An 18,943-nucleotide genomic window follows, 5' to 3' on the forward strand; every position below is an offset into this window, starting at 1 on the left:
AAAATTCAAAATTCAAAATTCAAAATTTCAAACTACTTACTCAATTTGAAATTTTGAATCTGAAATTTGTCCATTCATCAAACTACTTTCTTTCTGATCAGTTTTGCATACGTGCGACTCACCGGAAAGCTTTTGCCATTATTCATTTTCACAATCATGCCTCCGTTAAAATGTTTTTCAATTTCTTTAAGCGAATTGATGTTAATGATGGTGCTTCGGTGAACCCGAATAAAAATATCCGGATTTAAAATTTCTTCGAGTTTACCAATACCGGAAGAACTTACGAATTGATCGTTTTTAGTTGTTAGAATTGTGTAATCACCTGAAGCTTCCAGGTGCTCAATTTCTTCCACAGAGAGGTTAATGAGTTTTTCGGACTTCTGAACAAAGATATGCGAGTCATATGACGAACGGTTCTCCGTTTTCATATTGCGTAAGAGCTCACCTACATTGTTATCGGTGTTCATGCGTCCGATCGCCCGGTCAACAGCCAGCTTAAATCGCTCATGATCGATTGGCTTCAATAAATAATCAACAGCATTTTTTTCAAAAGCTTTGATGGCATATTGATCGTAGGCCGTTGTAAAAATAACAAAGGGATCATGCGTAATTTCATCGAGTACATCAAAACCGTTCATGCCTGGCATTTGCACATCCAGAAAAATCAAATCGGGTTTCAGTTCATCAATTTTATCAACTGCTTCGGTTCCCTTTGAGCATTCGCCCATTAAGGTCAAATCAGGATGCTGTTCTAGGAACTCTTTCAGGAGTTCTCTTGCCAGCGGTTCATCATCTATTATTAAGCAATTAATTTTCATACAGCTTTATTTAATTCTTCGTTTATCAAGTGTGTTGTTGTGTTTGGCACATCAATTTCAGCAGGTATAAAAAAACTTACTGAGTATCCATTTTCATTTGAGCGTATTCGTAAACCCGAGCCAGGTCCGAAAATACTCCGGAGTCGTTGATCGGTGTTGCTTAAGCCTACACCAGATCCGGTGTAGCTGTCCATCACTTTTTTTGCCTTGGAGCCTAGGCCATCGTCTTTTACTTCGAAAAAAATTGTTTTCTCGCTACGCTTAACCGTCAGTACAATGGTCCCCCCCTCATCTTTTGGCGCAATACCGTATTTAACTGAATTCTCAACAAGGGGTTGAAGAATCATGGGGGGAATAGAAACCCCCAGACAGGTAAAATCAACATTTTTTACAAAGCGTAAACGCTCACCAAAGCGTACTTGCTGAATACGCATGTAGTTATCAATGAAATCAATTTCGTGTAATAGCTTAACCATTTGGTCGCCATGTGAGTCGAGCGCATAGCGAAAAATATCAGACAACTGTGTAATTACTTTTCGTGCCTGCTCTTTGCTTGAGCCCACCAGGGTATTAATCGAGTTAAGAGTATTGAAGAGGAAATGAGGGTTTATCTGCGATTTCAATAAAGAAAGTTGCATCTCCCTGTTCTTCAGAGTGAGCTCACTTTTCTCCTGCTCTTTTTTCTGTACGTTGTAGAAATACTGAATAATGTAAAAAACTGCTAATGAAATTACATACTGATTATGAAAATCGACACCCTCCCATTTTAACAAACCTAGCAGGTGTTCTTTCCAATGATCAAAATAAACATAGCCCTCTACATAATCTTGTAGGTAATAGGACAATGAACCCATCAAAAAAAAGTATACGGTTGTGCCAAAAATATGACCTGCAACCTGGACATAGACACTGAATTGAAACAGAAACCGTGCGTACAAAAATATCATGATGATGAGTACACACAAGGCCTCAAATAAGTATAGCGCATTCCAAAAAATGAAGGCATGAGGCGTTTCAAACTCGTATTGCAGAATAGTGCTGACACCAAAATTAAGGGCATACCAAAGGCATAACAGGACATATGCCCTTTTCCAGATATTCGGTATGTTGTCTAATAAGCCCAAGAAATCACAAATTGAGACTAAAGTTAGTCATGGAAAAGCAAACCCGGTTAAAGTTTTCTATAAAGCGATAAACGTTCAATATTAGGGTTTATCTTACGTTACATTTGAAAAACTACCGCCCTTCACCATATTTAAGGTCAATAATTAAAATGCGAAGGTTCCTGATCATTCTTTTCGTTGTCTGCTTTAATCTTGGACAGGCTCAAACCATTACCTTGTCGGGTAGAGTGGTGGATAAAATCTCTCAGGAGCCACTTGCCTTTGCTTCAATCGGCATAAAAGGCAAATCTTTGGGTGTTATCAGTAACCTGCAGGGAGAATTTGACTTTTATATCCCCAATGAGTTCAGAAACGAGATTTTGGTTGTAAGTATGCTTGGCTATAAAAGCTACGAAGCTCCGATCTGGTCAATTACCGGTAGCCCCTCAGTTAGTATAGAAATGGAACGCTCCACTACCTACCTGCAGGAGCTTATCGTGCAGGACTCGCTGAAAGGTGGAGATGTATTACGGATAGCGCTCGCCCGGGCGGATGATAACCTCCCGCAAAAGCCATTTTTACTGGATGGTTTTTACCGCGACATCAAGCGGGTTGGCGGCACTTATATTTCACTCATGGAGGCTGCTGTGCAGATTTATGATGAAGACTCGAAAGAGCCCAGAAACAAGCATAAACTAAAAGAGCGTGTTAAGCTGGTAGAAATGAGGCAAAGTCTTGGCTATGAAAGCAAGTTCACTACTTATTTTGATCAGGATAATTTACTGGAGGATCTATTACTCAACAATAATATTCGATACAGACAAATTGAAGCGAGAGAGGAGCTCTTTGCCGTAATGAGTCGAGAAAAAGATTCTTATTATAACGGGCATGAAATTTTTGTAGTGGCTTACGCTGGTGAGTATACCTTGCGCTTTTTTATTGATAAAGAGGATTATGCCATTATACGTTTTGAGTTCAGTACTACCAATGACACCAAAGATGTAGTAGGTAGAAGAAAAGGTCTGGAAGGACGTTTTGCAGGTACCGATAAAGTAGTGGAGTTTAAACGTTATGAGGGGAAAATGTATATCAGTTTTATGAAGATGACTTCCGCTATTAACTGGTACGACATGGAGAAAGATGAGCTCAAGTTTAAAACTGAATTGTTTCAACAACTGCTAATTAATAAAATCGACACAAACCCTGTAGCCAGAATCGGAGCCACTGAAAGTATGAAACGCTATGGCTTACAGTTTCAGCATTTTAACTATAACAAAGCTTTTTGGGATAGCTATAACGTGATCAAACGCACGCCACTCGATTCACAAATTATTGCCGACCTTGAAAAGGCAGGCCCCTTGGAGAAGCAGTTTGAGGAAAACTAAATTAGTTAACGCTTTATAGCATTGTTGATAATGGACAATTATCAATGGTCAATGGACAATAGTCGATGGTTGATGGATAATAGAACCATTTATTCAATCAACGTGAAATATTATTCGTAGCCTTGTCCCCCGCCAGCGAGGCGGGGGAAGGGGTGGTGATTAATATCAAAGCAAATTCTTCCAAATTCACAATTCGAAACTTGTATCTCTTGATCTCTTACTATACTATTTATACAAACATTTGACGCTCATCGTCACTGCTCAAATATTAGCCATTCGAGCGGCTTATTTCCAAAATTTTAAAATCTAAATTGCAAATTCAGAAAAGTAAGAAGCGGAATAGCTGATTAGTTTCCAGCTATAAATTCTAGATAATTGACAATGGTCAACCGACCATGGACTATTGACCATTCTCAACTTTAACTACTTGAGCAAAGCCAATGCATCCTTAATTCTTTGCAGTGCTGTTCGTAAATCACTCTCTGAAGCAGCATAAGACAGGCGCACGCAATTTTCATCGCCAAAAGCACCACCCGATACTAAAGACACGTTTGCTTTTTCCAGCAGATAAATGCAGAGGTCATCAGCATTTTTCACTTTGGTGGTACCATCTGTTTTACCGAAGAAAGAACTTACATCCGGAAAGAAATAAAAAGCACCTTGTGGATAGTTAGATTTTACCCCCGGTATATCTTTTAATAGATTGTAGACCACTTCTCTTCTTCTGCGATATTCCTCCACCATTTTTTTTGTAGGGGTTATATCGCCAGCAATAGCAGCCAATGCCGCACGCTGTGCAATAGAGCAGTTAGCTGATGTAATCTGGCCCTGAACCTTGTTACAACCATCGGCAATCCATTTTGGTGCTGCTATGTAGCCCACACGCCAGCCCGTCATGGCAAAGCCTTTGGCAAAACCATTCACCGTAATGGTGCGGTCAAACATGCCCGGGAAAGAAGCAATACTGGTTTGCTCTCCGCTAAAATCTATGTGTTCATAAATCTCATCGGCAATGACTAGTAAATTTTCATGTTTCAATACCACATTGGCGATGTCCTGCAATTCTTTTTTAGTAAATACAGATCCGGTAGGATTGCATGGTGAGGAAAAAATAACAGCCTTTGTTTTAGGTGTGATGGCTTTTTCAAGTTGCGCAGCCGTTACTTTAAAATCGTTTTCAATGCTACCACTTACGAGCACAGGTGTACCTTCAGCAAGTCGTACTAAGGCATCGTAACTCACCCAATACGGAGAAAAAACAATTACTTCATCACCAGGATTTAACAAGGCAATCATAGTATTGGCTATAGATTGCTTGGCGCCATTCGATACTACAATATTTTCTGCCTTATAGGGCACGTTGTTTTCTTTCTGATACTTAGCAGCTAAAGCTTCACGCAAATCCTGGTAGCCCGCTACCGGAGGATAGGAGAAATAGCGACCGTCATCGATTGCATTTTTTGCAGCCTCACAAATATGTGCAGGCGTTTTAAAATCCGGCTCACCCAAGCTAAGGTTGATTACATCAATACCTCTTGATTTAAACTCGCGTGCTTTGGCAGCCATGGCCAGTGTAGCCGATTCCTGAATAGCTTCGATGCGGTTAGAAAGTTTCTTCATAATAAAAATTGAAGGGGGTAAGTTAGAGCAAAGAAGGGGGAAGTAAAAATATTGCTTAACTAAAAAGTGTTCTTCCTGAAATACTTCTGCCCAATGTTATTTCATCGGCATATTCAAGGTCGCCACCAATGGGCACACCTCGGGAAATTACACTGATCTTAATAGGAAGGTCCTTAATCTTTTTGTGGATGTAGAAAGAAGTGGTGTCCCCTTCCATGGTCGGGCTCAAGGCTAAAATAACTTCCTTCACATCATTGGCAGGATCTGTAATTCGCTTTACGAGCGATTCAATTTTTAACTCACCCGGACCTACACCATTAATCGGTGAAATAACACCACCCAATACATGGTACTGTCCATTAAACTGCGCTGTGTTCTCGATAGCCATTACATCTTTCGTATCCTCTACCACACAAACCAGCGATGGATCGCGTCTGTGGCTAAGGCAAATGCCACATATTTCAGCATCGGAGATATTGTGGCATTTGTTACAGTAACGAATGTTGGCTCTCAGGTTAGACAGCGCTTCTGTAAGAGCAAAAGTATTTTCCTGTTTCTCTTTTACTAAGTGAAGCACCAGACGCAGGGCAGTTTTTTTGCCTATACCCGGAAGTTTGGATACCTGGTTGACAGCTTCTTCAATTAGTTTGGAGGGGAATTCCATTAGGGGGTTAAATAATAAATCTTAAGTCTAAAATCTTGTGTCTTATGTCTAAAGTCTTAGACTTAAAGAATTTTTGCATCGATGCCTTCTTCACAAATAGCATCGCGGTATGGTTTTAGAAAATCGAATGTACCAAGCTTAACTGTGCAACGACCTTTGTGGTGAATAAGCCATGTGCACTGCTCCGCCTGTTCGGGCGTATGCTTGCAAACCTTAATAAGCGTTCGGATTACATGCTCAAAAGTGTTGAAGTCGTCATTGAAAACAACCAACTCCATCTGTTCGGTGATCTCGATCACCTCCAACAGCTCCACTTCTTCTTCTGTCAAAACATCTGGCTTCATAACTACAAAAATAATAACAAAGGTATTAACAAATAAAAAGAGATTTGGATTTCCCCTTTTTTACTAATTGTTTGGGGCAAATTTGAGTTATGACTCCAGGTTTAGTAGCCACCATTATGGTGCTGTATTTCGCAGTTTTGATTGGCATTTCGCTAATTACCTCGAAAGGAGCGGATACAACCACCTTTTTCACCGCCAACAGAAAGTCTCCCTGGTATCTGGTGGCCTTTGGTATGATTGGTGCCAGCTTGTCGGGTGTCACCTTTATTTCAGTGCCCGGCAATGTCGGTAAAATTGGTTTTGGCTATTTTCAGATTGTACTGGGCTATCTGGTTGGTTACTGGGTAATCATGTTTGTGTTGATGCCACTTTATTACCGACTCAATCTTATTTCCATTTACACTTACCTGGAGCAAAGATTTGACCAATATGCCTATAAAACCGGTGCTTTCTTTTTTCTTGTTTCACGAACCATAGGCTCATCGTTGCGCCTCTATCTTGCTGCTACTGTATTACAGCTTTTTCTTTTTGATGCCTGGGGTGTGCCCTTTGCTTTTACAGTGGCCACAACCATTGTGTTGATATGGCTCTATACATTTAAGGGTGGCATTAAAACCATCGTGTGGACGGATACTTTTCAAACCTTGTTTCTGATTTCTGCTGTTGCTATTTGTGTTTACATTATTGCCAGTCGTATGGGGCTCTCATTCAGTGGAATGGTTGCCCTTATTGAACAGAGTAACTACTCCAGAATATTTTATTTTGATGATGTCAACAGCACGCTTTTCTTTCCCAAACAATTTTTTGGAGGCGCCTTCATTGCCATCACCATGACGGGCATGGACCAGGAGATTATGCAGAAAAACCTGACCTGTAAAAATGTAGGTGAAGCACAGAAAAATATGTTTTGGTTCAGCCTGACTTTAGTAGTGGTGAACTTACTTTTTCTTACGCTGGGTGCCTTGCTTTATCTATACAGTGCACAACAAGGCATTGCCATACCGGCAGCATCCGATGAATTGTTTCCCCAACTGGCGCTTACTGAATTTGGATTAGTAGCAGGTGTGTTTTTCTTACTGGGCATCATTGCCTCTTCCTATGCCAGTGCCGACTCTGCCTTGGCGGGTCTTACCACTTCTTTCTGCATTGATTTTCTCAACTTTAAAAACAAAAACGAAAATCAGAAACGCAGAGAAAAATTTATTGTGCACGTTTCTTTCTCCGTGTTATTTCTCATCATCATCCTTGTGTTCAAAGAAATAAATGAACGCTCTGTCATTGATGCAGTCCTCAATGTAGCAGGTTATACTTACGGCCCACTGCTTGGCCTGTTTGCTTTTGGTCTATCCAACAAAAGGCATGTTCAGGGCAAGCTCGTTCCCTTGATTTGTGTTTTGTCGCCCCTGTTTTCTTATCTGATCAGCGCTAACTCAAAAGCCTTATTCAATGGCTATAACTTCGGAATTGAAATACTCATTGTTAATGGACTGATTACCTTCCTGGGTTTGTGGCTTATTTCGTCTGAAGAGAAAAAGGTGGTTGTTTAAATTTTCTGGCCCTAAAAAAGAAAAGCCGCCTTTTTCAAGGCGACCTCTCTCTCGATTAAAACCAACCCCACATATCTTCTGGCTTCGCTCCCCAAAGCGAAGCTTATGTTGACTCCTAATCTTTATAATACGAACAGTGTGCCATGTACTAAATGGCCTCAATTGAGGTGTTTTGGAGCTTTTGGTAAGATTTTCTTCCTTTTTTGGGAATTTTCATTCCAAAAACGTCAGGCCAACTCTTTGGCAGGGTCCCAGAATTTCTCAGAAAAGTCTTGCACTTTGTCTTTTACAACCTTTATACCCTCCTTTTCTAGCAGCTTTTGCATGGCATCTGGAGTCTTAAAATGGTGTTTACCTGTAAGCATACCGTTACGATTCAACACACGGTGTGCAGGCACCCCCTTGGGTGCACCATGCATGGCCCACCCCACCATGCGGGCACTCATTTTGGTGCCCAAGTAGTTGGCAATGGCACCATAGCTGCTCACCCTTCCTTTTGGGATCAGTTTCACCACTTCGTACACATCCTCGAAGAAATTGTACGCTTGTGGTTTCTTTTGTTGTTGTGTGCTTTTCATACGTTTACAACTTGCTAAATTTACAGCTCATTTTTAACCGAGACCTATAGCCTTGAAAAAATTAAGCTTCGCTTTACTGCTCGTTCTCTGTGTCCATCTCTGTCAGGCACAGACTCACGAGTGGATTTTCCCCTCTAACGAAAGCTGGACGAATGTGAACGAGGGCGAAGAGCTCAATTATGTAATTAAAACCAATGCCAATTTACCCACACGCTTTTCCCTTGAAAATGCGGAGACTACAGACATTCAGTTAGACTCAGCTGGCAACTTCAGGTGGAAGCCTTCTTTCGATCTTGTGGATCGTATTGCCAAAACAAAAGAGCTGACAATTATTTTCCATGCCACTATAGCAGATGGCCAGCGCTTGCGTAAGGCCATTACCTTCACCATTAATCACGTTAACCGCCCGCCAGTAGTGGAAGAGTTGCCCGCTTTTTATGTAAAGCAAGCCTCAAATAATACCTATCAGATTTCCGGTGATTACGCCTATGACCCCGATGGTGATCCACTGGTTTTCAAAGCGATTCCTTCACAAATGCCCGAGGAGTCTTCATTATCATCGCAGGGACAGTTTTTGTGGAAACCTTCGCGTGGTCAATTCAATGCATTGAAAGTGAATCCCTTGTTCGTAGAGTTTATTGTACAAGATCAACCAGAGAAGGCCGAAACAAAAGGCAGGTTAAAAATTGCACAGACGCAACAAGATTTACCCCCGGAAATCCTAATTGTTCCTGGAGATTCTGTTTTTACTTTAAAAGAAGATGAGACCCTCAATTTGAAACTGTACATCTCAGATCCCAATGGTGATGACAACATTCGGAGTGCCGGCTTTTTATCGAAAGATTTGCGCGTGCCTGAAAATTGCCTGAAAGAGAATACACCCTTGCAGTATGAATTTACATGGTCGCCTGGTTATGATTTTGTAGACGAAGATCAGAAGCAATTAATTAACGAGATCATTTTCTTTACACTGGACAAGTCTAATAATCGTTCGCAACGTAAAATCCGTGTGCGCATTAATGATGCTGAAAATCTGGTTCAGAAGGATGCGCTTCAGTATCAGAAGTACTATAACAATATGTTGTCGGCCATGCAACTGATTAATATGCTGGATGCAAACCAGAAGCAGCTCAATCAGGATTATAAGAAAGCAAGAAAGGGCAAAAAGCACCGCTCTATTATTAACGCAACCTTGGGTGGTGTTACCGGTTTATCGCCTTTGGCGTTGGAACCTGATAATTCAAAAATTGTGTCGGGCGTTGGCGGTACTACCGTGTTGACTTTAGGTACGCTTGAAGCCACTGAAGTTATTGGTCGTTCTAAGGAGGCTATTCTGGAAAAAATTAAAATAACTATTGAAATCAGAAATAAGGTGCAAGCGGCCGGAGATGAGTTCGCCAAGAAGTACGCCCTGAAGTCAGCGCGGAGAAATGCAGAATTTGAAAAAGACATTGATAAGCTGCGCACTGCTATGAATGACCAAAAACTGGTGCTTTTGGAGATCGATGCTTTTCAAAAAAATCAGCCCCGTGTTGATACACAAGCCTTACGCAAAGTTTTTATTGATTTTAGTGAGGAATAATTGGCGTCCTGGGTAAGAATCTTCACTCAGAATTTTGCATGAATCATCTGAAATTCTACCTTTGCACTCCTTAAAAATCGGTGAACCGACCGTTTCGTGGTTTTAGGCCACGGAAATAACACAGAGGAGTGGTAGAGCGGTTTATTGCACCGGTCTTGAAAACCGGAGACGTGAAAGCGTCCGGGGGTTCGAATCCCTCCTCCTCTGCTGATTAATAATCAAAGACAATCAAAACCCTGAAATCTTCACGATTTCGGGGTTTTTTGTTTTTAGGGCATACCAAAATCAACCGAAAAATCGCAATCCCTTGGTACCAGAGCTGGTACCAAACTTCCAGACGGGAAGTTGGTACCAAAAAGAGGTTAAATAGCTGATAATCAAGATGTTCATATAATGGACGACTTGATTTCGGCACCGTGTAGTGAATACATTAACCATTTAATACTAAGGGATATGAGAAAGTCGATTGCAGTAAAGTTTTTCGCTCGAAAAGGAAGAGCAACGGATGAGGGATTTGCACCAGTTTTCATGAGAATTGGAATTGGTGAAAAGCGAATCAGCATCGCCACAAAAATTCAGGTAAAACTCAGCGAGTGGTCTGTCCAAAATTCCAAATTAAAAACCAACTCGGAGGACTCGCGGAGAGTAAATAAGATACTTGAAGGATTCAAGTTCAAGGCCTTCGACTATCAGCGCGAACTGATGACTGAAGGAAAGGAAGTCACACTGGACAACATCAAGGCAAAATGGTATGGCCTTTCTTTCGAAAAGCCACGAATGCTGATGGAGGTTTTCAAACAACACAATGAGCAAATGAAAGCTCTTGTCAATCGTGAGTTCTCACCGCTAACACTGGAACGTTATGAAACCTCGTACCGACATACTGAGGCTTATCTTAAATGGAAGTTCAAAATTGACGACATCGATATTAAGAAGCTCAACTATGAATTTATTGCAGATTATGAGTTTTGGCTAAAGTCGAAGAGAAAGTGCGATCACAATACTTCAGTCAAGTACCTATCTAATTTCAAGAAGATTGTCCACATCTGCATGAAAAACGCTTGGCTTGACCGCGATCCGTTTGTAGGATTTAAAATGACAAAACGGGAGGTAGAACGTCCCTTTCTGGTGGATGAAGAACTAAAACGAATTATAGCCAAACAATTCGTAGCACCACGCATGAACCAGGTGCGCGATATTTTCATCTTCTGCTGCTATACCGGATTAGCATACGCAGACGTTGAAAAACTAACCCGCGAAGAAATCACCACTGGAATTGATGGTGAGAAATGGATTTGGACAAGCAGACAAAAGACTGACACTGCGACCAGAATTCCCCTACTATCTCAAGCTCTTGAAATTCTTGAACGATACAAAGATGATCCTCAATGCGTCATCAAAGGAAGACTGCTACCTGTCTTGAGTAATCAAAAGATGAATACCTATCTGAAAGAGATTGCAGATGCGTGTGACATCACTAAGAAAATGACCTTCCACACAGCTCGACACACCTTTGCTACTACTGTTACGCTTTCGAATGGTGTACCGATTGAAACAGTGGGTAAGATGCTAGGCCACAGAAACCTAAAGACTACTCAACACTATGCAAAAATCCTTGATTTGAAAGTGAGCGAAGACATGAAGAATCTTCGAAACAGGCTCAATACAAAATCAGTAGCTCCTGCAATAACTCAAAATTCCAAACCTCAACTTTAATCCATTACTCCAATGAATAAGATTGTCACATACCTTGAAAGCAAAGAAGTTGTTTTTCACGGAGCACTTATGCTCATCATTCTTTACGTCCCACATGCTGGTCACCTTTTTAAGAATCTTGAACACTTAGATATGACCATTTTTGGTTTCTCAATTTTGAACTGGGTTTATGGAATTGCGTTAGCCAGTATAATTGAATTCATAATTCTAGTTTTCATTATCAACGGTTATAGAACAACTGGAAAGTTCTATGCAGTTGTTAGCTTTTTTATAAATGCCTTCTACTATGACCATTGGTTCCTTGCGATTCAGGAGCCATCAATGCTGAACATCAAATTAGCAACGATCAGTTTTCTAATATGCTTCTGCCACTCCCTCGCGGTGTGGCAGTTAAGTGAACTGTTCTACAAGAGATTGAAGGCAGACAAAGAGAAGGTTGTTGAGTATTGGTGTCCGGAGTGTGAAGCAGGACCGTTTCCAAATAAAAGGTCAATGGAAGGTCATATTTCTAAAGCACATAAATACTACAAACGGATTTTGGAAAACGGTAAGAATTCCAAAACCCATTTGAATGGTATCAGTTTATAACCTCAACTATTATGGACGCTGAGATTCACCATCTCAGCGTTTTTTCTTTCCCACATTGTAAAGTACTGGCCCCAGGTTCTCACTAATCTTCTCAAGTGACCTTCCTGCTACATAACCTCCAACACCCAAGTCCATCAAAGTCCAGATGTGGTCATCAAGAGTAGTTACCGGAAGGTTGAAGTATGGCACAAGCACATAGTTATTGAAAACTATAAACATGCAGATGCACATAAGTATCGGCCTCCAGTTTCGTTGCAACCAGCTTTCACCTTTTGTTTCTGATTCAATGATTTTTGATTTCGTTTCCAGGAGCTTGCTTTCATAATCAATACAAGCTCCTTCCATGTTCATGAGAAGTTCCTTGTACTTCAATTGAAGCTCAAGCTTCTCATCTGACTTGTCGATTTTGTCGATTGCATTTCCTATGGAATCGACTGTCTCTTTTACACCAGCTCCGAGAATTTTAGACAAAAATCCTCCAATAGCTGGTTTTTTACCAACTTCACTTGCCTCCATGTTTGTTTGTTTAATTGTTAGATAATTCTGTTTAGTAATGCTGACTATCCTTAGTAGTCATGTCACCATTGATCGGATAAGGTTTTAATTTTTGCTTGGCCATTGGCTCTTGCCACTGGATGCCGAATTGTCGGAAGAAATCCAAAGTGCTCTTAGGTGCATACCTATTCTTGGTAATGTTTACCACACCTCTATGAACCTCTCCAGCTATCTCTGCGATATGCTCCCAATCCTTTCCACCTTTGAAATCTCCAGCTTTGGTATGCTGAAGGATAAAGATGAATGCTTTGTCCGGATGCTCCTTTCGAAGCTCTTTGTATTCATTGATTTTCAATCCAAGGTCATTCACTGAATCGAGAATGATAAACTGATAATCCGAAAGGTCAGGGTCTTGCAAGTTTTCAGCGAAGTGCAACCTTGATGGCAAAGGATTCAAGAATTCGTTCACCTTCTTGGTCATGGTTGGAGAAGCAAATTCCTCCGATGACACGTAAAGCACATCACCGAAATTCTCAGCAAGGTATTGCGCAAGCTTTAGCAGAAAGATGGTCTTCCCATTATGAGGTTCGCCATGAAACATCATAGTGAAGTTCCTTGCCGGATTTCCAAATAGGGAATGCCAGAATGAAAAGAAATTGAGCAAGTCAAGTTTACGGGTTGCCATTTCTTCAGCAGTCAAAACTCCATTGAGTCCCCTGTTATGCGAACAAGCTCCACGACTTGCATCCGAGTAGGTTTTACTCTTGCATGGCCTTAGCTTCTTACCGCCAGTGTCATAGATTCTGCCGACCTCATTTTTGCATCCACAAGCCTTTACGATTCCTTCCAATCCATTCAGTTCAGCTTTTGAAATTGATACTTTAGTACTCGACCGTTGTCGTAGGCTTTTGTAGATAGCATTTACTTTATCGGCATACGGGTCATCTTTAGTAAGCTTCTTCTTATCAACCAGATTCTCCAGGTACTTAATGAAATCATTAATCTTCTTCTGGTCATCCTTTCCTTGTAAACCGATGTAGCGTTTAATGGCGGTAATCGACTGGTACACTTTTTCTCCCCCTGCGATTGCTACCAAATGATTAAGGTCTTTATCATTGATAGCAAAAGATTCATCGCCCTTCATCTTGTTATATGCCTGAACAAGTTTGTTCTGAATCATTTCAATTTCTTCCGACAATGGTGAGGTTTTGCGGATGAGCTTTTGAACGATGGAACGTTGCAAGGCTTTGATGAAAGCAAGTATGGTATTGGGTGACTTAACCTTGTTGTGTAACCCGACATACCTTTTAATGTACTTCACCTCTTCACGGATATGCTCAACGTGTTTTACATTCTTTGGCTCTTTGGTCTCTTTAACCGCTTTCGCCTTCGTTTTTTGTTCAGCCTTTTTGACTGGAGATTTTTTCGCCTTGGATGGCTCAGGGGTTATGCTTTTCGGGCTGGCGGTTTTTGCATACTCATTCAACTTTTGAAAATACAGGTCTATCACTTTCTTAATGCCTTCGCTGCTTTGATAGTTCGCCCAATTTGTTCCATTGGATGTACTCTTCACAACCAGGTCATGTCCTTTCTTTAGCGTTTCCGGCAAAGTCTCTATACCGATCCGCTCCACTTCAATAAAATAATTACTAGCCGTTATCATTACGCTGCAAAGTTTAATAGTTCTAATTCGAGTTCCAGAGCAAGAGCTTCAAGCTCCAGTTGCTCCATTTCAGATTGCGATTGTTTTGGGAGCATCACGATGGTAGGCTTTGTCCTTGGTTCCTTTTTCGGAATCTCTCCTTTGATTATATCATACTGTGGAGGACTAAGCGAAACGCTATCGTTGAACTTCTCCTGAAGCACTTGGACAAACTCATCTATTCTTCCCTCACCTAATGATGCCGTCATTCTATCAGAAATCTTTTCAAAGTTGTTCCCCTCAACAATCTTTAAGAGGTCTGGATCAAGGTATGTATCACCACCCTTCGACCGTGAGGACGAAACTACAATCTTGAATTTGCCAGGCTGCCGGAAGATGGATACTCCATTCTTTGTTGTGATACTTGCACCAATAGTTAAAGACCTGATGATCTTCATTGCTCTGGAAATAGGAACCACTGTTTTTTGCCCGACATCATTTCCTGGCTCCCAATATTCCGGCATGAGGATTCCTTTCTTGATTCCTCCATCAATCGTAGTATAACTCACAAGCTTCCCTTTGTAAGCACTGAAAGCTTGAAGCACATTTCCGGTAATGATGTGCCGTATCTTTCTATCAACCGTACTCTCTTTAATGGAGGCTTCCCACTTTGCCAATAGTGATTCTTTTTCAAGGTGCGGTAATCCGACACTTGCACCAATGATTGCTCTTACGTCCTGTGCGTAGCTTGCAGGAATGGCGATGTACTTGTTACTACTTGCCAATGCAAAGCGAAGGCGCATAGAACTTGGCGCATACGGGTTCTTCTTTTTCTTATCAATGATGAAACCCAAGAATACAGCAGGTACAAGTTCCTGACCTCCCTCATAACTGCTTACAGGATAGTTCAGATTTCTCCCTACATAGAAGGAGGTGAAAATGGATTCCAGGTATTGTCTTCTGTTGTTGAATGAACGCTTGATCTTTTCCTCTGAATCGGTCATCGCTTTTTGAAGCTCAGTAGTTCTGGCTTTAATCGCCTCTTGTGCTTCAGCAGCATTACCTTTCTCAACAAGTTTTTGAATCTTCTTCTCTTGAGGAACCTTTTGCATGAGGTCTTCATAGTATGCCACATTATCTGCGATTTCCTTTTGAAGCTGCGACTCCATGTAGCCTTCATACTCCAGCTTCACTTCCTTTTGCAATTCTCTTCCATTTTTTCCCTGGAGGGACTCTGCAAGTAAGTTGCTTAACTCCTGCATAGAGAATGGTTTCTTGAGAACGTTAGCCATCACTGTCTCCAAAATGCTATCATCCCCAAACTCACTTGTTCCACCCTTACCAACAATCACGGTTCTGGAAGATTGTGTTTCTGCCTGAAGATCCATCGCCTCCACTTCAAGGTCGTAATCACCGATCTGTTTGAGATACTCTACATACTCACTGTAACGGTTAGCAATTTCATTATAGAAGTCTTGCTGCATGAGTGTTGAAAGCACTGCCACTCTTCCAGAAACTCTGTGTGCGGCATCTTCCAATTCTGCTCCATCTACTTCACGTGTTGATAGTCCCAATGGATCATCGAGGAGCATATTTACCTCTACATTCTCCTTTAGGTATTCAGCTACTATCCTGTCCCCGTACTTATTCAGGAAGTCCGGAACATCCAGAATTTTCGTAGATGACTTTTGGTTTGAGGTCGTGTTAGCATCCAGGGATTTCAATTTCTTCTGGAGCATCATCATCAATCGCTTCTCAGCGGGAATGGCAGAGTTAACGTAATCGTAGATAGGTTTAAAAATTTGTCCGGTGCGGTTTATCCGTCCACGTTTCTGAACCTCTGTGTTTATGTCAAGCTCTGCTTGCAATACAATCATGACCCGTTGCTTCACTTTATCCTTCGAAACTTTTGGAGTAACAATAGCATGAGCGGAAGCTCCAGTACTTCCGGACTGATTGATTAAGAGAACATCGACTTCATTATTATTGAATTGTCGGAAAGCATCATTGGTATTTACACGCTTCCGTGTCATCACCAATGCTTTGTTTGTCCTGGAGTTTATCTGAAGCTCATACTTACGACCAGTAACCTCGGCCACTTTGAATCCAGCTTCGGTGATTTTTCGGACAATCACATCAATGGGAGAAATGGTAATTCCTGTAGATGCCTCTTTGATTCGCTCACTTATTCTGAAATACTCTGCCTGAGCTTCCAAGGGGAATTCAGAGATTTCAAATTTTTTGAAAACCTTCTGACCATCCGTGTCGGTTTCCGTGTAGCGCAAAATTCCATCTAATCCTTTTTGAAGAACTACTGAAAAATCAGCATTTATGGTATCTCCATCCGTAACTGCGAGACCTGCGTCATTCTCCATCTGTTCAATGAAGCTTCCCATTGTGCTGGCAAAAGCGATAACAGGTTTTTTGCCTTCCTTCAATCGCGCTATGGCTCGTTCTGCAACTGCCTCTGCCTTGATGCTAAAAAGCATTTGATTAATCACATTGAAGACTTTGGAAAAGTATGGTAGGTTATCAACTCCTGCTTGGGAGGTTCCTTCCCGAATTTCTACTTGCTTCCCCTCGGCTACTGCAATGTCATCCAACTCTTCCACAATCTCATCCACATAGGTAGTTTGAAACTTGATGATGTCACGAATGATTGAAGTGATATTGTCGGCAATGGCTTTATGCTCTTGCTCTTTATCCTCCAAAGTAATGTAGTTCACTTCTACACCTTCAAATGAGCGTTCTCTACGCATCATCTGACCTTCTGCCACAAGCTGGCTTGCCAAAATTTCTTGCAAGGCTACACCACCTTTTGTTATAGCTTCGATTAGTGCATCCCTGGTCATACTCGCATCGCGAATAGAGGTCTTCATCGCATAGATTGGCATGTTATCAGGACGCTTGGCAAACGTAGCCGAAAGGAATACTACGCCTCTTGTTTTGGACAACGCTGACTGCATGAAGTTTCCGGTGTTGCCAGAGCCGGATGAGTTGTGAGCTTCATCCATGATGACAATGTTATCTTCTGCAATAGCATTTAAGAATGCAGGTTTTATTGGCTTCTTATCTGGCGAATTGAACTGTGAGTAAGTGGCTACTACAAAATGAAAGTTTCGCGGTATGCGCTGACCCTCGAATATTCTGTTTTGGTCTGCGGCAGGAAGTGCCTGGTAGATGATGTTTCCGTCTTCATCCTTGATGTCGGTCTTACTCTCTCGACCATTGACAATGAAAGGAACAAGGTTCGAAGAACCTATCGCTGACAAATCACGATAAATGTCAGAGAACAAATTTGCCTTTTCAGTAATAAAGATGGGTTGAACTCCTTGCTCAATTGCATAACGAATAATAGATGCGGCAATTCGACCTTTACCAATTCCGGTTTGGTCTCCGATGATCATACCAACACCTCTCTCTTCGATGTTGTAGATTGACATCGCTACTGCATCAATTTGCTCGGCTGATAATGCTTTGCACAGTTCTACATTACTCCGGTAGTTAAGCTTGATTCGAACATACTCATCTATATCACCACCCACAGCTTCTTTAATTCTCTGCAATGCACTGTGCGTCTCGAAGCCCATTGAATCAGGTACTACCGTATTGAGAACAAAGCAACTGCTTGATGCAGGGGTATATGGCATACCGAGTTCATCGAAGCCCATTAATTCAAGCTCCAGGGCAAGAGCCTGAGCTTCTAATTCAAGTTTTGTCATTGTAAATTCTTGTCTTGGTTTATCTGCCGAAGCTTCAGCGTAGGCATGTGTTGCCTGCCGACCTGAGTCTTGACGGAGGTGGGTTACGCTCATTACACGTTCATACAACTCTTCAAAAGAATCGACTACTGCATCGCGTTCTTCATTTTTTAAAGGAGCTGCACCAGAGGTTTGAGATTTTCGTCCATCAATCAGCATTAGCCTGGTGTCGAACGAAGTTCCCTGACGTGAATAGAGTTTGGAGCCATCAATGGGAATGACATCGACTACATTATATCTGCTGAAGAGGTAATTAAAGAAGAATCGGTTTTTCCCCTTTTGAACTCTTCCTTTCTTATCGTAGCGTGTATGACCTCCAATAATGATGGCAGCTTTCCCATTATCTTTCATGCAGTCCAAGGCACGTAAGGCCATTAAGTGATCGAGCACTTCAATAGTAAAGGTCTCGTACTTAATTTCCTTATCTAAAAGTCCGAAGGGAGGATTCGTGATGACTGCATCAAACTTCTTTTCAAAACCTTTGAATGGATTTGTGGCATCTTGATTTAATATTTGTTTGAAACCCTGGTCAGCTAAGTTCGATCTTCTTAGCTCATCAATTTCATTGACAATAACTCTGGAAGGATTAGCGGCAATCGTAAGCAGACCATTTCCTGCGGACGGTTCAAACACAGAAATATTCTGTTCTGCGTTAGTGAAAATTCCGGCAAGAAATGAAATGGGAGCCGGAGTACTGTATTGTTGCAATAAGATACTCTGGCTTGTACGGTGAGAAATATTTACCTGGCTTTTGTAAAGCTCAACAATACTCCAATACTTATCTTCAATGGACAATGATGAAAGCGAAATGCTTCTTGCTTTCAGTACGATTGCAAGTTCAGTGTATTCTTTTACTTCTGATTTATCAGTGATCCCGTAAGACGAGGCAATGCGCTCAATAGATTTCCTATTGTGCTTATTCTTTGCATCCAGTTCATTTCGAACGTACTGAAGAAATTGTGTCTTTATGATTGAATTATCCCTCACTCCACCAAATGTAGAGTGCGGAAAAAGTGAGGGTTAAGGATTGTTAATGATAGTAAACAATAATTAAGGATTTTAAATGAATTTTACCCAATTAAGAAATACTTGTGAGTTCT

At 41.3% G+C, this 18,943-nt stretch carries 14 protein-coding genes and 1 tRNA gene; 6 read left to right on the top strand and 9 right to left on the bottom strand.

Annotated features, from left to right (window positions below; all coding sequences use genetic code 11):
- Positions 1-77: 77 nt before the first annotated feature.
- Together ACO1XM_RS10035 and ACO1XM_RS10040 are read right to left on the bottom strand one after the other, a co-directional pair.
- Positions 78-818, bottom strand: coding sequence for a LytR/AlgR family response regulator transcription factor (locus tag ACO1XM_RS10035; RefSeq protein ID WP_486228455.1), 741 nt, complete (start codon positions 816-818; stop codon positions 78-80).
- A complete protein-coding gene (locus ACO1XM_RS10040) occupies positions 815-1,765 on the bottom strand; it encodes a sensor histidine kinase (RefSeq protein WP_486228457.1) in 951 nt (316 codons plus the stop codon). The genes ACO1XM_RS10035 and ACO1XM_RS10040 overlap by 4 nt, the downstream gene beginning before the upstream one ends.
- Positions 1,766-2,091: 326 nt before the next feature.
- On the opposite strand from ACO1XM_RS10040, the gene ACO1XM_RS10045 reads away from it, so the two are divergent.
- A complete protein-coding gene (locus tag ACO1XM_RS10045; protein ID WP_486228459.1) occupies positions 2,092-3,306 on the top strand; it encodes a carboxypeptidase-like regulatory domain-containing protein in 1,215 nt (404 codons plus the stop codon).
- 423 nt (positions 3,307-3,729) lie between these two features.
- Here the strand turns inward: ACO1XM_RS10045 and ACO1XM_RS10050 are convergent, their stop codons facing one another.
- From ACO1XM_RS10050 to ACO1XM_RS10060, 3 genes are all read right to left on the bottom strand, one after another.
- Positions 3,730-4,926 carry a pyridoxal phosphate-dependent aminotransferase gene (locus tag ACO1XM_RS10050; RefSeq protein WP_486228461.1) on the bottom strand — a complete coding sequence of 399 codons (1,197 nt, stop codon included), beginning with the start codon at positions 4,924-4,926 and terminating at the stop codon, positions 3,730-3,732.
- A gap of 55 nt (positions 4,927-4,981) precedes the next feature.
- A complete protein-coding gene (recR, locus tag ACO1XM_RS10055; RefSeq protein WP_486228463.1) occupies positions 4,982-5,590 on the bottom strand; it encodes a recombination mediator RecR in 609 nt (202 codons plus the stop codon).
- A gap of 62 nt (positions 5,591-5,652) precedes the next feature.
- Positions 5,653-5,934, bottom strand: a complete 282-nt coding sequence (locus ACO1XM_RS10060) for an ATP-dependent Clp protease adaptor ClpS (protein ID WP_127121958.1) — start codon at positions 5,932-5,934, stop codon at positions 5,653-5,655.
- Positions 5,935-6,023: 89 nt separating this feature from the next.
- Between ACO1XM_RS10060 and ACO1XM_RS10065 the strand changes: the two genes are divergently transcribed.
- Entirely contained in the window at positions 6,024-7,481 is a 1,458-nt protein-coding gene (locus ACO1XM_RS10065) for a sodium:solute symporter (protein ID WP_486228465.1), read from the top strand.
- A 227-nt stretch (positions 7,482-7,708) separates the two neighbouring features.
- Here ACO1XM_RS10065 and ACO1XM_RS10070 read toward each other — a convergent pair whose 3' ends face one another.
- Complete coding sequence (locus tag ACO1XM_RS10070; RefSeq protein WP_486228467.1) at positions 7,709-8,059, bottom strand: MGMT family protein; 351 nt, start codon at positions 8,057-8,059, stop codon at positions 7,709-7,711.
- Positions 8,060-8,111: 52 nt separating this feature from the next.
- Between ACO1XM_RS10070 and ACO1XM_RS10075 the strand changes: the two genes are divergently transcribed.
- The 4 genes from ACO1XM_RS10075 to ACO1XM_RS10090 all read left to right on the top strand — a co-directional run bounded on the left by ACO1XM_RS10075 (position 8,112) and on the right by ACO1XM_RS10090 (position 11,945).
- Entirely contained in the window at positions 8,112-9,641 is a 1,530-nt protein-coding gene (locus ACO1XM_RS10075) for a hypothetical protein (RefSeq protein WP_486228469.1), read from the top strand.
- Between the two features lie 122 nt (positions 9,642-9,763).
- Positions 9,764-9,848: transfer RNA gene (locus tag ACO1XM_RS10080), tRNA-Ser, on the top strand.
- A gap of 246 nt (positions 9,849-10,094) precedes the next feature.
- A complete protein-coding gene (locus ACO1XM_RS10085) occupies positions 10,095-11,357 on the top strand; it encodes a site-specific integrase (protein ID WP_486228471.1) in 1,263 nt (420 codons plus the stop codon).
- Positions 11,358-11,369: 12 nt separating this feature from the next.
- Entirely contained in the window at positions 11,370-11,945 is a 576-nt protein-coding gene (locus ACO1XM_RS10090; RefSeq protein WP_486228473.1) for a hypothetical protein, read from the top strand.
- A 33-nt stretch (positions 11,946-11,978) separates the two neighbouring features.
- On the opposite strand, the gene ACO1XM_RS10095 is transcribed toward ACO1XM_RS10090, so the two are convergent.
- The 3 genes from ACO1XM_RS10095 to ACO1XM_RS10105 are packed head-to-tail and all read right to left on the bottom strand — an operon-like array spanning position 11,979 to position 18,830.
- Positions 11,979-12,461, bottom strand: a complete 483-nt coding sequence (locus tag ACO1XM_RS10095; RefSeq protein WP_486228475.1) for a 3TM-type holin — start codon at positions 12,459-12,461, stop codon at positions 11,979-11,981.
- Between the two features lie 31 nt (positions 12,462-12,492).
- Positions 12,493-14,103 (bottom strand): ATP-binding protein, encoded by a 1,611-nt coding sequence (locus ACO1XM_RS10100; protein WP_486228477.1) that lies wholly within the window; start codon positions 14,101-14,103, stop codon positions 12,493-12,495.
- Entirely contained in the window at positions 14,103-18,830 is a 4,728-nt protein-coding gene (locus ACO1XM_RS10105) for a strawberry notch-like NTP hydrolase domain-containing protein (protein ID WP_486228479.1), read from the bottom strand. Before ACO1XM_RS10105 ends, ACO1XM_RS10100 begins: the two co-directional genes overlap by 1 nt.
- Positions 18,831-18,943 lie beyond the last annotated feature (113 nt).

The organism is Chryseotalea sp. (assembly GCF_057350905.1).